This window comes from Acinetobacter sp. YK3 (assembly GCF_001729365.1).
GTDB classification, from domain to species: domain Bacteria; phylum Pseudomonadota; class Gammaproteobacteria; order Pseudomonadales; family Moraxellaceae; genus Acinetobacter; species Acinetobacter vivianii.
Genome location: NZ_LZPJ01000100.1, coordinates 1 through 17,805, shown reverse-complemented (window position 1 = coordinate 17,805; position 17,805 = coordinate 1). Strand labels below are relative to the sequence as shown.

General features: G+C 39.8%; 14 protein-coding genes. 2 read left to right on the top strand and 12 right to left on the bottom strand.

The window, feature by feature from the left end:
- The first annotated feature begins 476 nt into the window (after positions 1-476).
- Positions 477-1,349 (top strand): bile acid:sodium symporter family protein, encoded by an 873-nt coding sequence (locus A9Z07_RS11435; RefSeq protein WP_004772294.1) that lies wholly within the window; start codon positions 477-479, stop codon positions 1,347-1,349.
- 57 nt (positions 1,350-1,406) lie between these two features.
- Here A9Z07_RS11435 and A9Z07_RS11430 read toward each other — a convergent pair whose 3' ends face one another.
- The 10 genes from A9Z07_RS11430 to A9Z07_RS11385 all read right to left on the bottom strand — a co-directional run bounded on the left by A9Z07_RS11430 (position 1,407) and on the right by A9Z07_RS11385 (position 14,601).
- Positions 1,407-2,408 (bottom strand): 2-dehydropantoate 2-reductase, encoded by a 1,002-nt coding sequence (locus tag A9Z07_RS11430; protein ID WP_069578815.1) that lies wholly within the window; start codon positions 2,406-2,408, stop codon positions 1,407-1,409.
- Between the two features lie 153 nt (positions 2,409-2,561).
- The gene (gene hchA, locus A9Z07_RS11425; RefSeq protein ID WP_069578814.1) at positions 2,562-3,437 is read right to left on the bottom strand and encodes a glyoxalase III HchA; all 876 of its coding nucleotides are present in this window, start codon (positions 3,435-3,437) and stop codon (positions 2,562-2,564) included.
- Positions 3,438-3,545: 108 nt separating this feature from the next.
- Positions 3,546-4,550, bottom strand: a complete 1,005-nt coding sequence (locus A9Z07_RS11420) for an NAD(P)H-quinone oxidoreductase (RefSeq protein WP_069578813.1) — start codon at positions 4,548-4,550, stop codon at positions 3,546-3,548.
- 4 nt (positions 4,551-4,554) lie between these two features.
- On the bottom strand, positions 4,555-5,433 hold the full coding sequence (locus tag A9Z07_RS11415; protein ID WP_069578812.1) for an AraC family transcriptional regulator: 879 nt from the start codon (positions 5,431-5,433) through the stop codon (positions 4,555-4,557).
- 221 nt (positions 5,434-5,654) lie between these two features.
- Positions 5,655-6,149: a hypothetical protein gene (locus A9Z07_RS11410; RefSeq protein ID WP_069578811.1), complete on the bottom strand. Its 495-nt coding sequence runs from the start codon at positions 6,147-6,149 to the stop codon at positions 5,655-5,657.
- A 532-nt stretch (positions 6,150-6,681) separates the two neighbouring features.
- On the bottom strand, positions 6,682-7,374 hold the full coding sequence (locus tag A9Z07_RS11405; protein WP_069578810.1) for a GntR family transcriptional regulator: 693 nt from the start codon (positions 7,372-7,374) through the stop codon (positions 6,682-6,684).
- Between the two features lie 6 nt (positions 7,375-7,380).
- Positions 7,381-10,986, bottom strand: a complete 3,606-nt coding sequence (uca, locus tag A9Z07_RS11400) for an urea carboxylase (protein WP_069578809.1) — start codon at positions 10,984-10,986, stop codon at positions 7,381-7,383.
- Positions 10,987-11,001: 15 nt separating this feature from the next.
- On the bottom strand, positions 11,002-12,828 hold the full coding sequence (gene atzF, locus A9Z07_RS11395; RefSeq protein ID WP_069578807.1) for an allophanate hydrolase: 1,827 nt from the start codon (positions 12,826-12,828) through the stop codon (positions 11,002-11,004).
- Between the two features lie 249 nt (positions 12,829-13,077).
- Complete coding sequence (locus A9Z07_RS11390; protein WP_069578805.1) at positions 13,078-13,434, bottom strand: winged helix-turn-helix domain-containing protein; 357 nt, start codon at positions 13,432-13,434, stop codon at positions 13,078-13,080.
- Positions 13,435-13,491: 57 nt separating this feature from the next.
- Complete coding sequence (locus A9Z07_RS11385; RefSeq protein WP_069578803.1) at positions 13,492-14,601, bottom strand: S-(hydroxymethyl)glutathione dehydrogenase/class III alcohol dehydrogenase; 1,110 nt, start codon at positions 14,599-14,601, stop codon at positions 13,492-13,494.
- Between the two features lie 158 nt (positions 14,602-14,759).
- Here A9Z07_RS11385 and A9Z07_RS11380 point away from each other — a divergent pair, with 158 nt between their 5' ends.
- The gene (locus A9Z07_RS11380; protein WP_069578817.1) at positions 14,760-16,283 is read left to right on the top strand and encodes a phospholipase D family protein; all 1,524 of its coding nucleotides are present in this window, start codon (positions 14,760-14,762) and stop codon (positions 16,281-16,283) included.
- 1 nt (position 16,284) lies between these two features.
- Here the strand turns inward: A9Z07_RS11380 and A9Z07_RS11375 are convergent, their stop codons facing one another.
- Both A9Z07_RS11375 and A9Z07_RS11370 read right to left on the bottom strand, forming a co-directional pair.
- The gene (locus A9Z07_RS11375; RefSeq protein WP_069578800.1) at positions 16,285-16,731 is read right to left on the bottom strand and encodes a DUF6334 family protein; all 447 of its coding nucleotides are present in this window, start codon (positions 16,729-16,731) and stop codon (positions 16,285-16,287) included.
- Between the two features lie 63 nt (positions 16,732-16,794).
- On the bottom strand, positions 16,795-17,385 hold the full coding sequence (locus A9Z07_RS11370; protein WP_069578798.1) for a uracil-DNA glycosylase family protein: 591 nt from the start codon (positions 17,383-17,385) through the stop codon (positions 16,795-16,797).
- Positions 17,386-17,805 lie beyond the last annotated feature (420 nt).

Below are 17,805 nucleotides of genomic sequence, written 5' to 3'. Positions count from 1 at the left end.
ATTATTTTTTAAAATAGATCTATAATGTTGTTAAACCTATATATATTATTTTTTATTGTTTTGCTACAAATTTTCCTTATTAACAAAAAAGGCCACATCTTTTGCTTGTTTTATATACATAATCTGCTTTCGTTAACAAAATCCATATAACGTTATAAAAATGTAAATCGTCATATTTGGGAGTTTTATCTCTTATGCTTTTCAATTTATTTTGAATAAACTGTCATCTATTTGACAAATTTATGCTGTCAAAGTTAATAAAATATTTAAGTGATATAAATGATTAGAATTAATAACATAAAGACATTAATTTGTTATTTAGTTTTGATAATCGATAAGTTTATTTGCAAACCAGTTTAATAAATTAACCGACTTATGCCAAATATATCAACAAAATTATTGGAAAGTTGATATCTTCATAGGAAATAATATATAAATTTTTTTAATATAATTTTAACTCAAAGGAACGAATAGTTATGGATTCAGGATTGATCACCCTTTTCTTGCCAATCGCACTTGCCATTGTCATGGCGGGCATGGGCTTGGAACTCACCTTAAAAGATTTCGCTCGCGTCACCAAACACCCAAAAGCCGTTATCATTGCCCTGTTTTGCCAATTAGTTTTATTGGTCGGGATTGCATTCTTGATTTGTAAAATCCTTGCGCTACCGCCGTTACTTGCTGTGGGCCTCATGCTTTTAGCAGCTTCACCGGGTGGCTCGACTGCAAACTTGTTCAGTTATTTGTATAAAGGTGATATCGCCTTAAACATTAGTTTGACCGCACTCAATGCCTTGGTTGCTGCCCTATTCTTACCGTTTATTGTCAATTTCGCCATTCTGCATTTTATGAATGAAGGACAACATGTAGGGCTACAATTTTCTAAAATTCTACAAGTATTTCTAATTATCTTGGTGCCTGTGGCAATCGGTATGCTGGTGCGTCATTTTGCCCCACATTTAGCAGAAAAGTTAAATCGTCCTGTACGTATTTTTGCAATTGTTTTCTTACTCATCATTATTGCTGGGGCAATTTTTAATGAGCGGCATAATCTGGTTGAATATCTGGGACAGATTGGCTTTGCTACCGCTTTATTCTGTGCAATCAGTTTGGCAGTTGGTTATTTTGTACCGCGTTTCTTTGGGATCAGTTCATATCAAGCCCGTGCCTGTGCATTTGAAATCGGGATTCATAACAGCACCCTTGCGATGACGATTGCACTTACAATTATGGCCAGTACAACGATCGCAATGCCAGCCGCAGTTTATTCTATTTTTATGTACATCTTCGCTACAATCTTTGGCATTTTGATTACCCGCTTTGGGCCACCGGTGACTGAGAAATCTTAAATATTTATTTTATCGTCAATAGCGTATGACTGATTTTCAGTAATACGCTATTTTTTATTATGCGACCTCTAGCTGCTGTTTAAGTGCTTGTGCTGACCAAGCCTGAGGAGAAGTTTCCGCCTGTTTAACAAGCTGAATCAATTTTGCATTGATAGGTGCTTCTAAATTGAGCTGTTCTGCTAAACGAACAACCTCTCCATTAATCCAGTCAATTTCAGTTGTTCGTCCTGCCATCAGATCATCTGCCATAGATGAACGAGCCAGTGGATCAATGGCTAACATTTTCTTACTCACCACATTAAAAATGAAATCTGGCAATCTCAATACCACAGGAACAATTTGCGCTGGCAAAGCTGTGAGTTGAGCAGGTTGAATATGCGCAATTTTCAGCAATCTCAACGCTTCCATTTGTGCCATTGCCAAACATTGACGGTATGCCCGAATAGAAAGCTGTTGCCTTAATGGAAGCTGTGATAAGGCATTCACTGCGTTATTTAAATTAAGAATTAACTTCGCCCACTGTACTGCCTGCATATCAGGCTCCAGTTTCAGTTCCAGCCCTGCGGTTTTAAATGCGTTCATTAGCTCATGCAGCGCATCGTGTTGCTTGATATGTAACTCACCTTCTGTACCTTGATGAAATCTACCATTTCCCAACGCCGCGACATTAAAAGGAACCATGCCTGCAAGAATAGTTTGGTTGGGCAGAATCTGTTTTAAAATCTCCGCATTTCTTAAACCATTTTGAAAACTGATAATCAATGTTTTGTTTCTTAAAACAGTTTTTAACTCATGAGCAACGTGTTCAGTGGCTGCTGATTTAACACAAACAAAAATAATATCTGCTTGCGCTGCAACTTGTGGATCATCGCTCAATTGAAGCTGATTTGCTGCAATCGTGTGTTGATACCCACGATAATCCGAAACTGTCAGACCGTATTGTTGTAATTGCTGGCGAATTTGGGGACGTACAATAAACTGAACATCGCATCCTATAGCTGCCAACCGCCCTCCCAGATAACAACCAATATTGCCTGCACCATAAATACATATTTTCATTCAACATCCTGTTCAGTTTGCGTCCGTATGAGTAACTGTAACCCAAAGCCTGAAAAGAGATTGTCATTGATTTGACAATTGATCAGCTAGAGCAGGTCAAAAAATAAAAAAGCCCAACAATCGATGTCAGGCTTTCATTTTTATCTCAAGCAATTATCGTAGGTCTGGATCGGCCAATAATGTCGTTGCTGCCAACTTTCCTAAATTGTTTGAAGCCAGTGGACTATCACCTGTCAGTAATTTTCGATCTTGGTGTACCTGACCTGTAATCCCTTTATTCAAGATTTTAACGCCAAGTTTTTCCAGATTTTCACCGACCAACCATGGCAGTTGCCCTGGCATATAACCGATATCAATATTCGCACCTTTATCTAAGGAATCAGGGAAAACACAAACCTGATAGTCTTTGAAAATATAGTCTTGTGGATTTTCATCTACAGCGGCAGCCAGTAGTGATGCTGGCCCATGACACAAGGTAATCACATACTTATCATTTGCAACGGCCCATTTTAATAATGCTTTGACTTCGGTGCTTTGTGGAATTTTAGCCAGTACACCATGTCCACCTGGAATGAAAATACCTGCATAAGGTGAATCAGCGCTCAAGGCTTTCTCGAGCACATCAGCGAGTTTTAACGGCGCCTTGAGCTGTTTCTCATATTTTTTATAGGTGTCTAATACCACTTGTTCTTCGTTTGGCATCGCCCACATTTCTAGCTTGACTGGATTTCCTGAAAGCGTTGCAACGTCAAAGGCAAAGCCTGCATTATCCAGATGAAACATTGGCAATAACATTTCAACGGGATGATTTCCTGTAGAAAAGAATTTTTCATTCTGCATCAAGATATAACGTTCGTCTGTCGCGATCATTAAAATCTTTTTATCGCCCTGATAGGGTTGTGGGTAGGTTGTACCATCATAGTCAGTTTTAGCGTAGGTATACTGACTCAATGAATAGGGTGATGGGAAGAATGCATTGTCTTCTGCAAGATCTGGTGTTGGATTACGATCATCAAGATTTGTTGTCATTTCAAGTTTCCTCATTGCATCGTTTTATTGATATCCATACTGCTTGAGCAACCTGCCATACTCAAGTTTTGAGTACGAACAGGCATAGAATGAACATAATCAGGCAAATTAAGACTTAATTTCGAGTACCACTTTGCCAATATGCTGGCTGCTCTCTAAACATTGGTGCGCCTGAGCAACATCTGCAAAGGCAAAAGTTTTGTAGATCATCGGTTTACATTGATCTGCCTCAATCAGAGGCCAGACAAACTGTTCAAGTTCTTGGGTAATTTTGGCTTTTTCAACATTGGTTCTTGCACGCATGGTTGAGCCTGTGACAACGGCACGTTTTAGCATCAACTCCTGTATATCAAAGCCATCAACTTTACGACCACCCATAAAACCAATAATCACCAAACGTCCATCACGCTTTAATAATCTCAGGTTTTGGTTGAAATAGGCGGCTCCAATGATATCCAGAATTACATCCACGCCTTGACCATCGGTCAGTGCCAAAACTTCTTTCTCAAAATCCTGCGTTTTGTAGTTAATGACCTGTGACATTGGAGATAACTTTTCAACTTTGTCATCGTGGCCAACCGTAGAGAAATTTTTAATTCCCATAGCATGACACAAGCTGATTGCGGTTGAACCAATACCGCTGGCCCCACCATGAATCAGCACGGTTTCATCCGTCTTCAATTGACCAATCTGGAACAGATTCGCCCAAACAGTAAAATACGTTTCAGGGATAGCAGCCGCTTCAACAAAACTTAAATTTTTTGGGATTTTCAAAGTTTGATTTGCGGGTACAGCACAATATTCAGCATATCCGCCACCGTTGGTCAGTGCACAGACTTTATCGCCCACTTTAAACTGTGTCACTTGCGCGCCTACTTGTGCAACCACACCAGATACTTCTAGACCAGGAATAGGCGTGACGCCTTTTGGCATTGGATATAATCCTTGACGCTGTAAAATGTCAGGTCGATTAATTCCTGTTGCGTAGACTTCAATAAGAACTTCATCAGCAGTAATTTCTGGGCGTGCTCCCTCAGCAACTTGTAAAACTTCAGGGCCGCCTGCTTGAGTAATTTCAATATATTTCATTTGTTCTACGCTCTTTTGATTCATCTGATTATGACTCCGTTTCAGTATTAGATTCAGCATGTCTGGGTGGAAAACCAAACTGCTTTTTAAATTCTCGGCTAAATTGAGAAGAGCTCTGATATCCAACAGCATAAGCCGCTTGAGCCACACTTTGGTCTGCGTTTTGCAACAATTGTTTTGCCTTATGCAACCGAACTATTTTCAAATATTGCAACGGCGAATGTTGTGTCACCTGTTTAAAGGCTTTATGAAATGCAGAGGTACTCATATTGGCTTGCTCTGCCAGCATTTCTACAGTGAGCTTTTCTGTAAAATGGTGCTGGATATACTCGCAGATTTTATAAATAGGTCTGAGATTGCCTTGTGCAACTAAACCTTTTAAGGCATCCGCACCTGCATGTTGAATCACCCGATAAAGCAATTCTCGTTTAATCTGATCGCCCAAAACCAGCACATCTTGTTCTGAGGTCAATGTCTGTAATAAACGATTTAGCACACTCGAAATAGTCTGATCATATTGAATCACACTCATTCCTGTGGTGAGTGGCTTAAACTGGTAGTTCTCGAAATAGGTTTTTGCAAGCAGCTCATTCACTGTGTCAGCTTCCAGTTTCATGCTAATCGCAATCATCGGTGCTTCCGCACTGGCAATGGTGTCACAATCAAATGGCATCGAGACCGAGACGATCAGGCATTGACCTTGTTGAAAAGAATAGGTTTCTGTGCCGATATAGCCGCGTTTTTGGCCTTGCAATACAAACACAAGGGTTGGTTCTTGCAATACTGCAATTGGTGACGTGTTATGGTCAACTCGCATGAGCACAATGCCGTCAATCGCTGTGGCAAAAAAGCCTTCTTTCTGAACAAGTTTTAGAAATAAGTTGATGAGTTTTTGGTCATTCATCATGTGTCATCTGATGATTTGAAATATGATTTTTATTATTAAATAGCAAAGAGATAAAAGCTGTTAGTTTTATGCAGAATTAGGCATGGAAAAGAGAGTTTTGTGACTCTCAGTGGATGTATGATCGAATGTATCTCCTAACTTAACTGAACATTTCTACTTACTTTAGAAAAAAACAAAAAACAATTATTCACGAATGAGTAATTGGTTCGAATCAAAGAATTTTAACATTCTTTAATATATATTTTATTAACCAAAGGCAATATACCTAACCTTCCTTCAACTATATCGTTCCATGTATCATCCTCTTTGAGCTTATCCAGTATATAAAACTCAACTATTTTATTTCCAATCTTATATAGGTCTCTATACTTAATTTCTGTTTCTTTATTTGTAAAATCAACTCCACCAAATATTTCTCGTTCCTCATTATCTAATTTTATTGTGGTCACTTTATTAGCTTCCATGAAGGGGTTTTCTTCATTTAATCCTATTATAGTGCCACTAACAATATATGTTTCAATATTTCCATTCTCGATATTTCCCCACCATTCATCAGAGCCAAATAATCCATAATTACCTTTCAATCCCGCTGTACTACTTTCATCAAGAGTAGTCTCTTGTGCGCCATCAATCCAATCTTGATTCACCAATAAATACTCTTTAAGGTTATAAACTAACTTATAACCACTCTCAACTAACTTAGACTCTTTAATCATTGTGATTTCAACCTTATTTCTGGCATTCTTGGGACAGGTCTCGAACCAATAATCCAACTACTATTAATATATGTCATAGCTACACCATTTTGACTACCTAAGCCTATATTGATTACCCCTGTTTATTATACAAATATGGATTTCCCACACCTTCTAACGTAAACAAAGCATTTGTTTTTGTCCAATCTGCTACTGTTGATGAAGATCGTAGACCAAGTAAATATTTAGTTGAACTTTGGTCTGCTACTCCCATTGTATATAAGCTTGTTAGGGTGAAATAAAAGTTTCATGTGAGACTTTCAATTTATGATTTGTTTGTAAGAATTGTGCTTCAGGTACCGATATTGTTCGATAAACCATTTCATAGTTTTTGGTTTCTTAGATATTGCTGAGTTAAAATATTAGAAAATGGTGCAGCAGTTGGCCTGTTAAATGTTTCATTCACCAAATAGCCGACAACAGTCCCTACCAAAGTATTCAAAATATATTTATAAAAATCTACCGACTCTTATGGAAGGTTATTATTTAAAACCTAATAAAACTGACTCGAATCCAACATCTGTAAGGTAATCTTTTTCACTTCATCACGACTTTGCATAATATGCGCTTCTATTGCATTGATCGCCTGCTCTGTCTGTCTCTCAAAAATAAAACCTAAGATTTTTTGATGTTCCTGATAAGTCGCTTCCACCCGATAATCTTTGGAAAAGTCCAAACGGCGGATAATCCGGATTCGCTCACTCAAATCTCGATGAATCCTTGCCATTTCATTATTGCCCGAAGCACGGACCAAGGCACAATGGAAATCTTCATCTTGTTGCGAAAGCTGTTTAATATCCTTTAAGTACGCATCAGGCTCAACCAGCCAAAGCGCTTTTAAAAGTGACAACTCAACTGAGTTGTGATGATCAATCTGACAAAGTTTACGAATGCTATCTTTTTCCAACACAATACGCACATCGTAAAGTTCTTCATAATAACGAAAATTGAGCGGTCGAATCTGCCAACCGCTCCGAAAGCTCACATCAACGTAGCCCTCTTGTTGCAAACGATATAAGGCATGTCGGATGGGGGTACGACTTACCGCATAAGCTTTAGCAACTTCAGACTCAGTGAAGCGTTCACCCGGCATCAATTTGAAATCAAAGATATCATTCTTGATGCGTTGGTAAACTAGCTCAGACAGATTGTCTGAGCTTTTTGTTGTTATTTTTGGTTCTTTCATTCAACCCTATTCCATATATACCAATGGCTCACCACTGTGTACAGTTTGCCCCGCTCTGCAAATAATGGCTTTGACGATACCATCTTCCTCTGCATAAACAGGTAACTCCATTTTCATTGCTTCAATAATAGCAATAGTTTCTCCTTTTTTGATCTCTTGCCCATGTTCAACAAAAATTTTCCAGATATTGCCTGTCATTGATGCATTTAAAGCAGAAAGATGGCTGTAATCGATCTGATTCGCTTGTTCCACATGCTGTTCAGGTTGTGCAGCAAACTCTTCTTTCCAGCGACTCACTTCAGTGCTAAAGGCCTGTTGCTGTTTCTCTTTAAACGCGGCGATACTTTCCGCTTCATTCTCCAAGAACTGTACATATTCTGCATAGTCAAACTCGGTTTCTTCAATTTGGATCTGAGCGCGGCCATTTTCAAAATCTGCACGCCATTCATTGAGTTCAGCTTCTGTCACAGGGAAATATTTAATCTGGTCAAAGAATTGCAAGAACCATTGTTTATCACCAAATTGCTTGTTCTTTTTAAACTTGTTCCAGATCGGCAGCGTCCGCCCAATCAACTGATAACCACCCGGTGAGTCCATGCCATAAATACACATGTACATACCACCAATACCCACTGTACCTTCCGCAGTAAAGGTACGTGCTGGATTGTACTTAGAGCTGAGCAAACGATGGCGTGGATCAATCGGTACAGCACACGGTGCCGTCAGATAAACATCGCCCAAACCCAGTACTAAATAATTGGCGTCGAAAATAATGTCTTTCACTTCATCACGATGCGCAAGCCCATTAATTCGTTGGATAAAATCAACATTATTCGGCAACCAAGGCGCTTTAGCACACACACTTTCCTGATAACGCTCCACTGCACCTAAAGTCGCACTGTCTTCAAACGCCATTGGTAAATGTACGATACGCGATGGGATTTTAAGTTGGCTCAAATCGCCCATTTCATCTTCAAGTTTAAGCAATTTGGTAATCAGCTCTGCTTGAGGAATCACCAGACCATCGTATTTAATTTGTAGTGAACGTACCCCTGGGGATAGCTCCAAAACGCCTGCAAGATTGGCACTACGAATCATTTTAATCAGTTGATGTACACGTAAACGTAGTGCCAAGTCCAAAACGTTTTCACCGTACTCTAATAAGATATAGCTATCACCTGCTTGGCGATACAGCGTTTTTGGCGATAATTCAGTTTGTTTACGTTGTGCCAGAATGGTTGTTAAGACATCTTGAGTTGGCTCAATCGTTTCTACCACTTTGGCAGCAGCGGCAAAGTTTTGGATATTTTCAATTTGTTTGCGTTCTAACTCGTTGGCCTGCTCGACTGTAATTGGATAAAAACGGATTTTATCATCAGCTTTGAGTTGGCCTACTTTCCAGAGCTCTGCTTTGGCAATGGTCACTGGACACACGAAGCCCCCTAAACTTGGGCCATCTTTTGCCAAAATCACAGGGAAATCACCAGTAAAGTTGATCGCGCCAATCGCATATTCACAGTCATGCACATTCGATGGATGCAAACCCGCTTCACCGCCATTTTCACGTGCCCAGCTTGGGGTAGGCCCAGAAAGTCTGACGCCTAAACGATTTGAATTAAAATGTACGGTCCATTCAGACGCAAAGAACTCTTCTACATATTCGGGTCTAAAGAAATCAGGCGCACCATGTGGGCCATACAGCACCGCGATTTCCCATTCATTGCTATATTCAGGGATCAAATCTGTCGATAAGGCTTGTGGTGTGTCGATTGCCAATGGCAATTCAGCATTTGCCAAGCTTGAATCAACCATTTTGATCATATCGCCAACACGCAAAGTACGTCCTGCATGACCACCAAAATTACCTAGTGCAAAGGTTGAACGACTACCTAAATATAAGGGTACATCCAGTCCATCACGTACTGCCAAATAAGTACGGCAGCCTGAAGCCACTTGCCCTATTTTTAAGATTTGACCTGCTTTAACTTTAACTGGTTGCCAAAAGCTAATCTCTTGATTATCTAACACAGCAGTACAACTTGCACCAGTCAGTGCAATCGTGGTATCTGCATGAAACTTTAATGTTGGCCCCACCAAGGTAAACTCAAAACCTGCCGCTTTAGCATCATTGCCGACAATACGATTGGCGAGTTGGAACGCATAATCATCCATTGGGCCAGAAGGCGGTACACCAATATCCCAGTAGCCTGTGCGCCCCGGATAGTCCTGAATTGAACTAAGTGTGCCAGCTTGAATCACTTCAATGACTTTTGGTGAATAGTTAAAATCATCCAGCATACGCGTCCAGATTTGCATAGATTCAAAACGCTGATCTGAAACAATGGCGCGTGCATAATCCAGATTGGTACTGATTCCATTTAAACGGGTTTCAGCCAAAACCACTTTTAATTTCTCAATTGCTGTAGCTCGATCTTCGGCATGGACAATAATTTTGGCAATCATCGGATCGAAATATTGAGAAATTTCGGTGCCTGTTTTGACCCAAGTATCGACACGAATGCTTTCTGGAAAAGACACTTCAGTCAATACACCGGGACTCGGTTGGAAGTTTTTCACAGGATCTTCGGCATAGACACGGACTTCAATAGCCGCACCTTTGGGTTGGATATTGCTTAAATAGTCCCAGTCCAATGCATCGCCAGCTGCAACTTTGAGCATGCATTCAATCAAGTCTAGACCTGTGACCATTTCAGTGACAGGATGTTCCACTTGTAAACGGGTATTCACTTCAAGGAAATAAAACTCATCCCGTTGAGCATCGTAAATAAACTCAACCGTACCTGCACTGCGATAATTGACAGAGCGGCCCAGTTCAACCGCCGCTTGATGCAACTTTTGACGGGTAGCTTCAGGTAAATTGGCCGCTGGCGTTTCTTCTACCACTTTCTGGTTACGACGTTGCAATGAACAATCACGCTCTCCAAATGCCACCACTTGGCCTTTGCCATCACCAAAAATCTGTACTTCGACATGACGTGCTTTATCAATAAAACATTCAATAAAGACTCCCGCATCTTTAAAGAACTGTTCACCTAAACGTTTTACACTTTCATAAGCTTCTGTTAATGCTTGTGGGGTGTCACAACGGGTTAAGCCAATTCCGCCGCCACCCGCAGTACTTTTTAACATGATTGGATAGCCAATCCGTTCAGCAGCCGTCAATGCTTCTTCCAAGCTATCGAGCAATCCTGTACCCGGTGTCATTGGCACATTCGCCGCTGCTGCCAATTCACGTGCGCGATGCTTTAAACCAAACTCCAGAATCTGTTCTGCGGTTGGGCCCATAAATGCAATATTGTTTTCTTCACAAGCACGGGAAAAATCGGCACTTTCAGACAGAAAACCATAACCAGGAAAAATTGCTTCTGCCCCTGTTTTTTTAGCTGCTTGAATCAATTTATCAATACTGAGATAAGTATCGGCAGGTTTTAGACCTTCTAGCGAAATTGCAATATCTGCATCTTGGACATGTTGTGCATAACGATCGCTATCGGAATAAACTGCAACGCTGGTAATGCCTAATTTTTTTAATGTTCGAATTGCTCGGACAGCAATTTCACCACGGTTTGCAATAAGTACAGTTTTAAACATGATGATTTCCCCCAATTAATTCGCTGTGTTTGCCGCTTGACTGTTACGGTGCTGGATATAGGCTCTCCATCCACCAAAATGGCTAATATTCTCTGCATCACCTAAGCCATACGGTTCACAAATAAAACCTTTGACCCAACGACCATCCTCCAGCTCGACATTGCCCATCCCTAATGGGGTTGGAATTTCTGCGACAAACTCACCCAATCGAGCCGTTGGTACATCCCAAAGTTCGACGATGATGCTTTTTCCATTGGATTGACGTGCTAGTCCAGGTTTTGGTGGGACGGTGCCATTTAAGGCATAAAGTGCGTAGTCCTGAGAGGTTTTGGTGGTTTCGACATGTACGGCATCACGAGTGGTTAGTTGGAAATTGAGTGGCATGCCTGTTAAATGTGCGCCCACCACAGCAACTCGGATATGATGAGGAGACACCAAGGTCGGTGCGTTTGAAGCTAAGGCCTTATCTAAGGCTCCCAGTTTCAGCGCTAAATAGTTCTGCCAAGCCTTACCAAAGTGAATTAGAGCCGCATCGTGCCATGCAGGTGCAATTAAACTGATGCCGAAAGGTAAGTTGTCTGCTCTAAAGCCTGCGGGTAATGCCAGTGCACTTAAATCTGCGAGATTGGTAAAGTTGGTATAAATGCCAAAGTGAGCGTTGTATTCAATTGGATGTTGTTGAAGCTGCTCAATGGTATAAATCGTTGGTGCAGTTGGAACAATCAATGCATCAAATTCAGCCAGACTGTCTTGAATTTTTCGAGCCAGATCCATTCTTAAATATTCGGCATTGTAGGCATCGACCGCAGAGTATTTTTCACCTTGCTGAACGATTTCCAAGACCGTTGGATCAAAATCGTCGGCATTGCTTTTTAGTAGATCCGTAACCGCCGCCGTGCGCTCGGCAACCCAAGAGCCTTGATATAACTGTGCTGCAAGTTGCTCAAAGGCAGAAAAATCAATTGCTGTGATTTCTGCATTTAAACTTTCAAGTAATTGAATGGTTTGCTGGAAGGCTTTTTCTGCCTGCTCATCGCCAAAGAAATTTAATTGTTTTGGAATTGCAAATTTTAATTTGCTCGAGAATCGAGCAGGTACATTTTTAGGATGTGGACGAGAGTAACTGTCTAAAGCATCATAGGCTTCGGCTTGATGGGCAACCAACTCTGCATCTGCAACGGTTAATGCAAAAATTGAAATGCAATCAATGCTCTTAACTGCGGGTAATAGTCCTCGATTTGAGAAGCGCCCTTTGGTTGGTTTTAAGCCCACAATATTATTGAATGCCGCTGGTACACGACCCGATCCAGCTGTATCCGTGCCCAATGAAAATGGAACCAAACCTCTTGCCACCACACTGGCAGACCCCGAACTTGAACCGCCACTGACATATTCAGGTTTAAAGCTATTTGGTACTGCACCAAAGGGTGAACGTGTTCCGACCAAACCTGTGGCAAACTGATCAAGGTTGGTTTTACCAATTACAATTGCACCCGCTTGCTTAAGCAAACGAACGGTTTCAGCATCTTGTGTCGCGATCGTATTTAATGCTTTACATGCTGCGGTGGTAACAAAACCAGCGACATCTATATTGTCTTTAACCGCAAACGGTACGCCGTATAAAGGAAATTGCTTTTTGAGGTCTTCCGCATCTTGCGCTAATTGCGTTAAAGACTGAATCTGTTGTTCGAGTACATCTGGACTCACAATCGAAATCCAGGCCACATCATTAGGATCAAGTGCTTTAACTAATTCTTTTAAAATATCGAGTTGAATTTCATTGTTGAAATACGCCGTTTGCCATTCAGAAATTGTCCAGCCTAAAGTTTTTAGTTCATGCATCTTATGAATCCTATCTTGTATACAAGTTTGAATAGATAAATGCAGAAACTGTGCCAATATATTTTTAATATAAAAATTAATCACTTAGAATATTTAATGAAATACAAACTTATGAGAATGGTGCAGTTATAGTGCTGAAAAAATTTTGTTCGAGCTGATGTGCGCTATAATTCAGCAGAGCTTTAGTGTGGAATAAAAGATTTGAATAAAAATGAGAAAATTCGATTTAAGTTATTTATTTTTATGATGTTATTTATTTTCTTTCAAATATTTAGTGATATCTTCAAATTCTGCAGCAACGGACTGAATCGCCTGTTGTTCCATGCCTCTAAATTTTTTTAATATGGCTTGCCCCAATTCGGTAACGATTGCACCACCACCATGCGTTCCCCCTGTTTGAGTTTCGACAAGATGAGATTGAAAGCATTGATTCATGGTATCGACCAGTTGCCATGCACGACGATAACTCATGTCCATAGATTTGGCCGCTTGTGAAATTGAACCTGTACGCTGGATGGCTTCGAGTAATTCAGCTTTGCCGGGGCCAAAGGCAATCTGTTCATCAGACAAGATTCGAAGGTGCATTTTTAAACGTGGTTTTGACATTTCGAGTTACCAAGATTTGATGATGTATTTCACACCATCAAATCTCATTATTTAAAGTTAGAAATGAATCACAGTACGAATCGACTTACCTTCATGCATCAAGTCAAAGGCTTCATTAATGTCTTCAAGTGGCATGGTATGCGTCACGAAAGGTTCTAGCTGAATCTCGCCTTTCATTGCATCTTCAACCATTTTAGGAAGTTGTGAACGGCCTTTTACACCACCAAAAGCAGTACCCATCCATTTACGGCCTGTCACCAACTGGAATGGACGGGTTGAGATTTCCTGACCTGCACCGGCAACGCCAATAATCACCGACTGTCCCCAACCACGATGTGCACATTCAAGTGCAGAACGCATAACATTGGTATTGCCGATACATTCAAAAGAGTGATCAACGCCCCAACCTGTCATTTCCACAATGACTTGCTGAATAGGTTGCTCATACTCTTTTGGATTAAGGAAATCTGTTGCGCCAAACTGTTTTGCCAGTTCAAATTTATCTGGATTGGTATCTACTACAATAATACGTCCAGCTTTGGCCTGACGTGCACCTTGTACTACAGCAAGACCAATACCGCCTAAACCAAACACAGCAACGCTATCGCCTTCCTGCACTTTTGCGGTGTTATGAACAGCACCAATACCAGTGGTCACGCCACAACCGAGTAAACATACTTGTTCATGATTGGCTTCTGGATTGATTTTTGCCAAAGACACTTCAGCAACTACAGTATATTCACTAAAGGTTGAACAGCCCATGTAGTGATAGATCGGTTGACCGTTATAAGAAAAACGAGTGGTGCCATCTGGCATGACACCTTTACCTTGAGTTGCACGTACCGCAACACAAAGATTGGTTTTTCCAGATTTACAGAATAAGCATTCTTTACATTCAGCCGTATATAATGGGATCACGTGATCGCCTACTGCGACGCTGTTCACACCTTCACCCACTTGTACCACAACCCCTGCACCTTCATGGCCTAAAACAGCAGGAAATACACCTTCAGGATCATCACCTGATAAAGTGAAGGCATCTGTATGGCACACCCCAGTATGCGTAATTTTAATGAGAACTTCACCCGCTCTTGGTGGCTCAACATCAAGCTCTACGATTTGTAATGGTTCACCTGCGGCAAATGCAACGGCTGCACGAGATTTCATACCTTCATCCTTTATAGTCGATGTAATGTGTTATGTTTGTAACAGTTAACTGATTTTATGCTGATATTCAACATCTTCAAGTACATGTGGTGCTATCTTTACATAGTACGCAACATTTCACGATAAAAATGATAAAGAATTTATATCACTTTAAAATGATGACGCTTGTTATTGTATTCGGAATTGGTGGTTGTTCTTTACCGCCGAATGAAAATCATGATCGGAGTAATTCCTTGCAAACTAAAACAAAGTGGATGAATGACCCACAGGCCGATCTTAATATTGAAAATGGTTTAACGGCTTTTTTGGCTTTAGATGATGCTTTTCTAAGCATTGCCTCACGTATTCATTTAATCAGAAATGCCAAGCATCAACTTGATTTACAATACTATATCTGGAATGACGATGCCATTGGCAATCTGATGCTGCATGAACTGCTGAATGCTGCTGATCGTGGTGTAAAAGTCCGCCTGCTGATTGATGATCAAAATGGAGTAAAACTGGATAAGACTTTAAAAGCCCTTGCCCAGCATCCAAATTTTGAAATACGTATCTTCAATCCTTATAAATTTAGACACCTCCGTTTTATTGATTATATCTTCCGCTTAAAACAGATTAACCATCGCATGCACAACAAGCTTACACTGGCGGATCATTCTATTGCTGTTACTGGTGGACGAAATATCAGTAGTGAATATTTTGATGCTGGTGATCAGTTTCAGTTCAGTGACATGGATATTTTATTTTACGGCAAAGCAGTAGAGCGAGCGGAAGATGTATTTGATGAGTTCTGGAATCATCCACTGAGCTATTCAACAGAACAATTGTTAGGTCATGGCACTGCTCAGCAACTTGAAAACCTAAGAATCTCATATAAAACGCTGGATCAGGTCAACACACCAACCGAAGATAAATTAGAAGCCGCACAAGATTATTTAAAATTACGTTTAGAAAATTATCCAATCCAGTGGGCCAAAGCCCATTTTGTGGCTGATCATCCAGATAAGGCACGCGGACAAGCACAACAACAGCAACTTCTCTATTCCCAAGTCCTTAATATTATGGGCAAACCAGAACAACACATGGAACTGGTATCTGCCTATTTTGTTCCGACTGAACGTGGTACGGCCTATCTCAATCAACTTTCTAAAGACGGTATCAAAGTACGGGTACTGACCAATAGTCTGGTTGCGAATGATGTGGCCGTAGTTCATTCGTTCTATAGCCAGTATCGTAAGCCACTTTTACAAAATGGTGTGCAGCTTTATGAGTTTAAGCCCAACATCGAGCGTAAAAAGCGGACTTGGTATGAAATTGCGACAGGGAGTGTCATTCCTGTCAAAGGTAAAAATCGCTCCAGCTTACACGCCAAGTTTTTTGATGTTGATGGAAAGGTTTTTATTGGTTCATTTAACTTTGACCCACGCTCTGCACATCTAAATACTGAAGTGGGTTTGGTGGTGGAATCTGATCATTTACAAGACCAGATTACCGCAATGCTGGACCAGCATTTATTACAAGTGGCTTATCAACTCAAATTAGATGAACATGGCAATATTGTCTGGTATGAGCATAAAGACAATGGTGAAGTTATTCAGCATCATCATGATCCTGAAAGTACCAGATTCCAACGCTTTACCATGAATGTGGTGTCTTATTTCCCTGTAGAATGGATGATGTAAATTAAATTAGATATGTATCAATTCCTACCGAACTCAACTCATATTGTAGACCTGAAGCTAAAGCAATCAATGTGAGTGTTCCACAAAAAGGAGGAGTTTCACTAGTTAATATCCCACTAAATAATTTCAATTTAACTCCATCGGTGTAACCTCTTTCATTAATAATTGCAAACAATGATCCAATCTCTAAGCCTTTCAAATTAGAGAGGCTATTAAATTCTTTATACTCTTCAAAATTGATCTCTAATTTAGTTTTAAGGATTAATTCAATTTCATCAAACTCTCGATTTACTTGAAAGACCCAAAGCTTAAAATCAATTTCAATCATTAATTGTTCTATAGAAAATGAGTTATCTTCACTATTTCCATCTCTATCTATATAAATATTATCGATCCTTCTGATGCAACTTTCATTCTGTATAGCCTCAAAAACATTACTATGAATCATACTTATATTCCTTTTATTTTATAGTAGCTTATAATCATGATTGGTCATTTTCATAACAACAAACTACACTAAACCAATTTGTCTAAAGAACTGTTGATAGGCTTCTGCTTTCTTATCCAGCGCTAAAGGATAGGCTCTTGATGATGATGGTAATCGGTATAAATTCAGCTCTCGATCATCAAAATTTACCTGTACCGACTGTCCAATCATAGGCTTACTAGCTTGCTCTGGAAAGTGTAGCATCAGCGTATCTGTCGCTTTATCGCCTGTAGTCATAATGGTATGGCACAGTGGAATTTGTTCCAGTAATTTGGATAAATCTGTAGGCGTAACAATTTCTAAAAATTTATCAGATGCATTACCTTGTAATCGTTTCACTTGATAGGCCGTGTCAAAGATTCCTACACCAATTTGAGTTAAGAACTCACGGATCAGTTGTTCTTTAAAGTTTTTATTGGTTAAATCTAAAAAATGATTTTTATCATTAAAGAAAATAAGGCCAAATATTCTCCACATGTCGTTTTGATAATTTGGATAGTAAAAATCCATCTTCCAACGGCTTTGTGGCGGCGGAAAACTGCCTAGCATCAATAGCTTGGCATTGGAAGGTAAAAATGGTTGTAATGGATGTGTTTCTATTTCTATATCAGTCATTTATGTCAAAAGCCAAATTTTAAATTGAGTAAATCATTTTGTTTATTTTATAGAATTTTCCAGTTTTTTGCTTGGTTCTTTGAGGTGCTAAGAATCGTTTTTTTAACAATAATAAAGCTCTCAATTATCATAGATTATAGAACTCATATTAGGATTAATACCCTTATAATATCACTAAACTATTTCGATTAATAACTTAATCAGACCAACAAAATAACTTTATAAAGTTATATATCTAAATTTGACACATAAAGTAAAAAGTAACGCCAACAACATGTATATCAAAGGGACTTTTGGACCTGCATTTTTTCAGCTCATATAGATAGTAGCCCCCATGGATATATTTTTTTAAGACTGATATTTATGAACAGATAACCTTATTAAATACACAGAAATAAAGGTATAGGAACTTCTTATGAA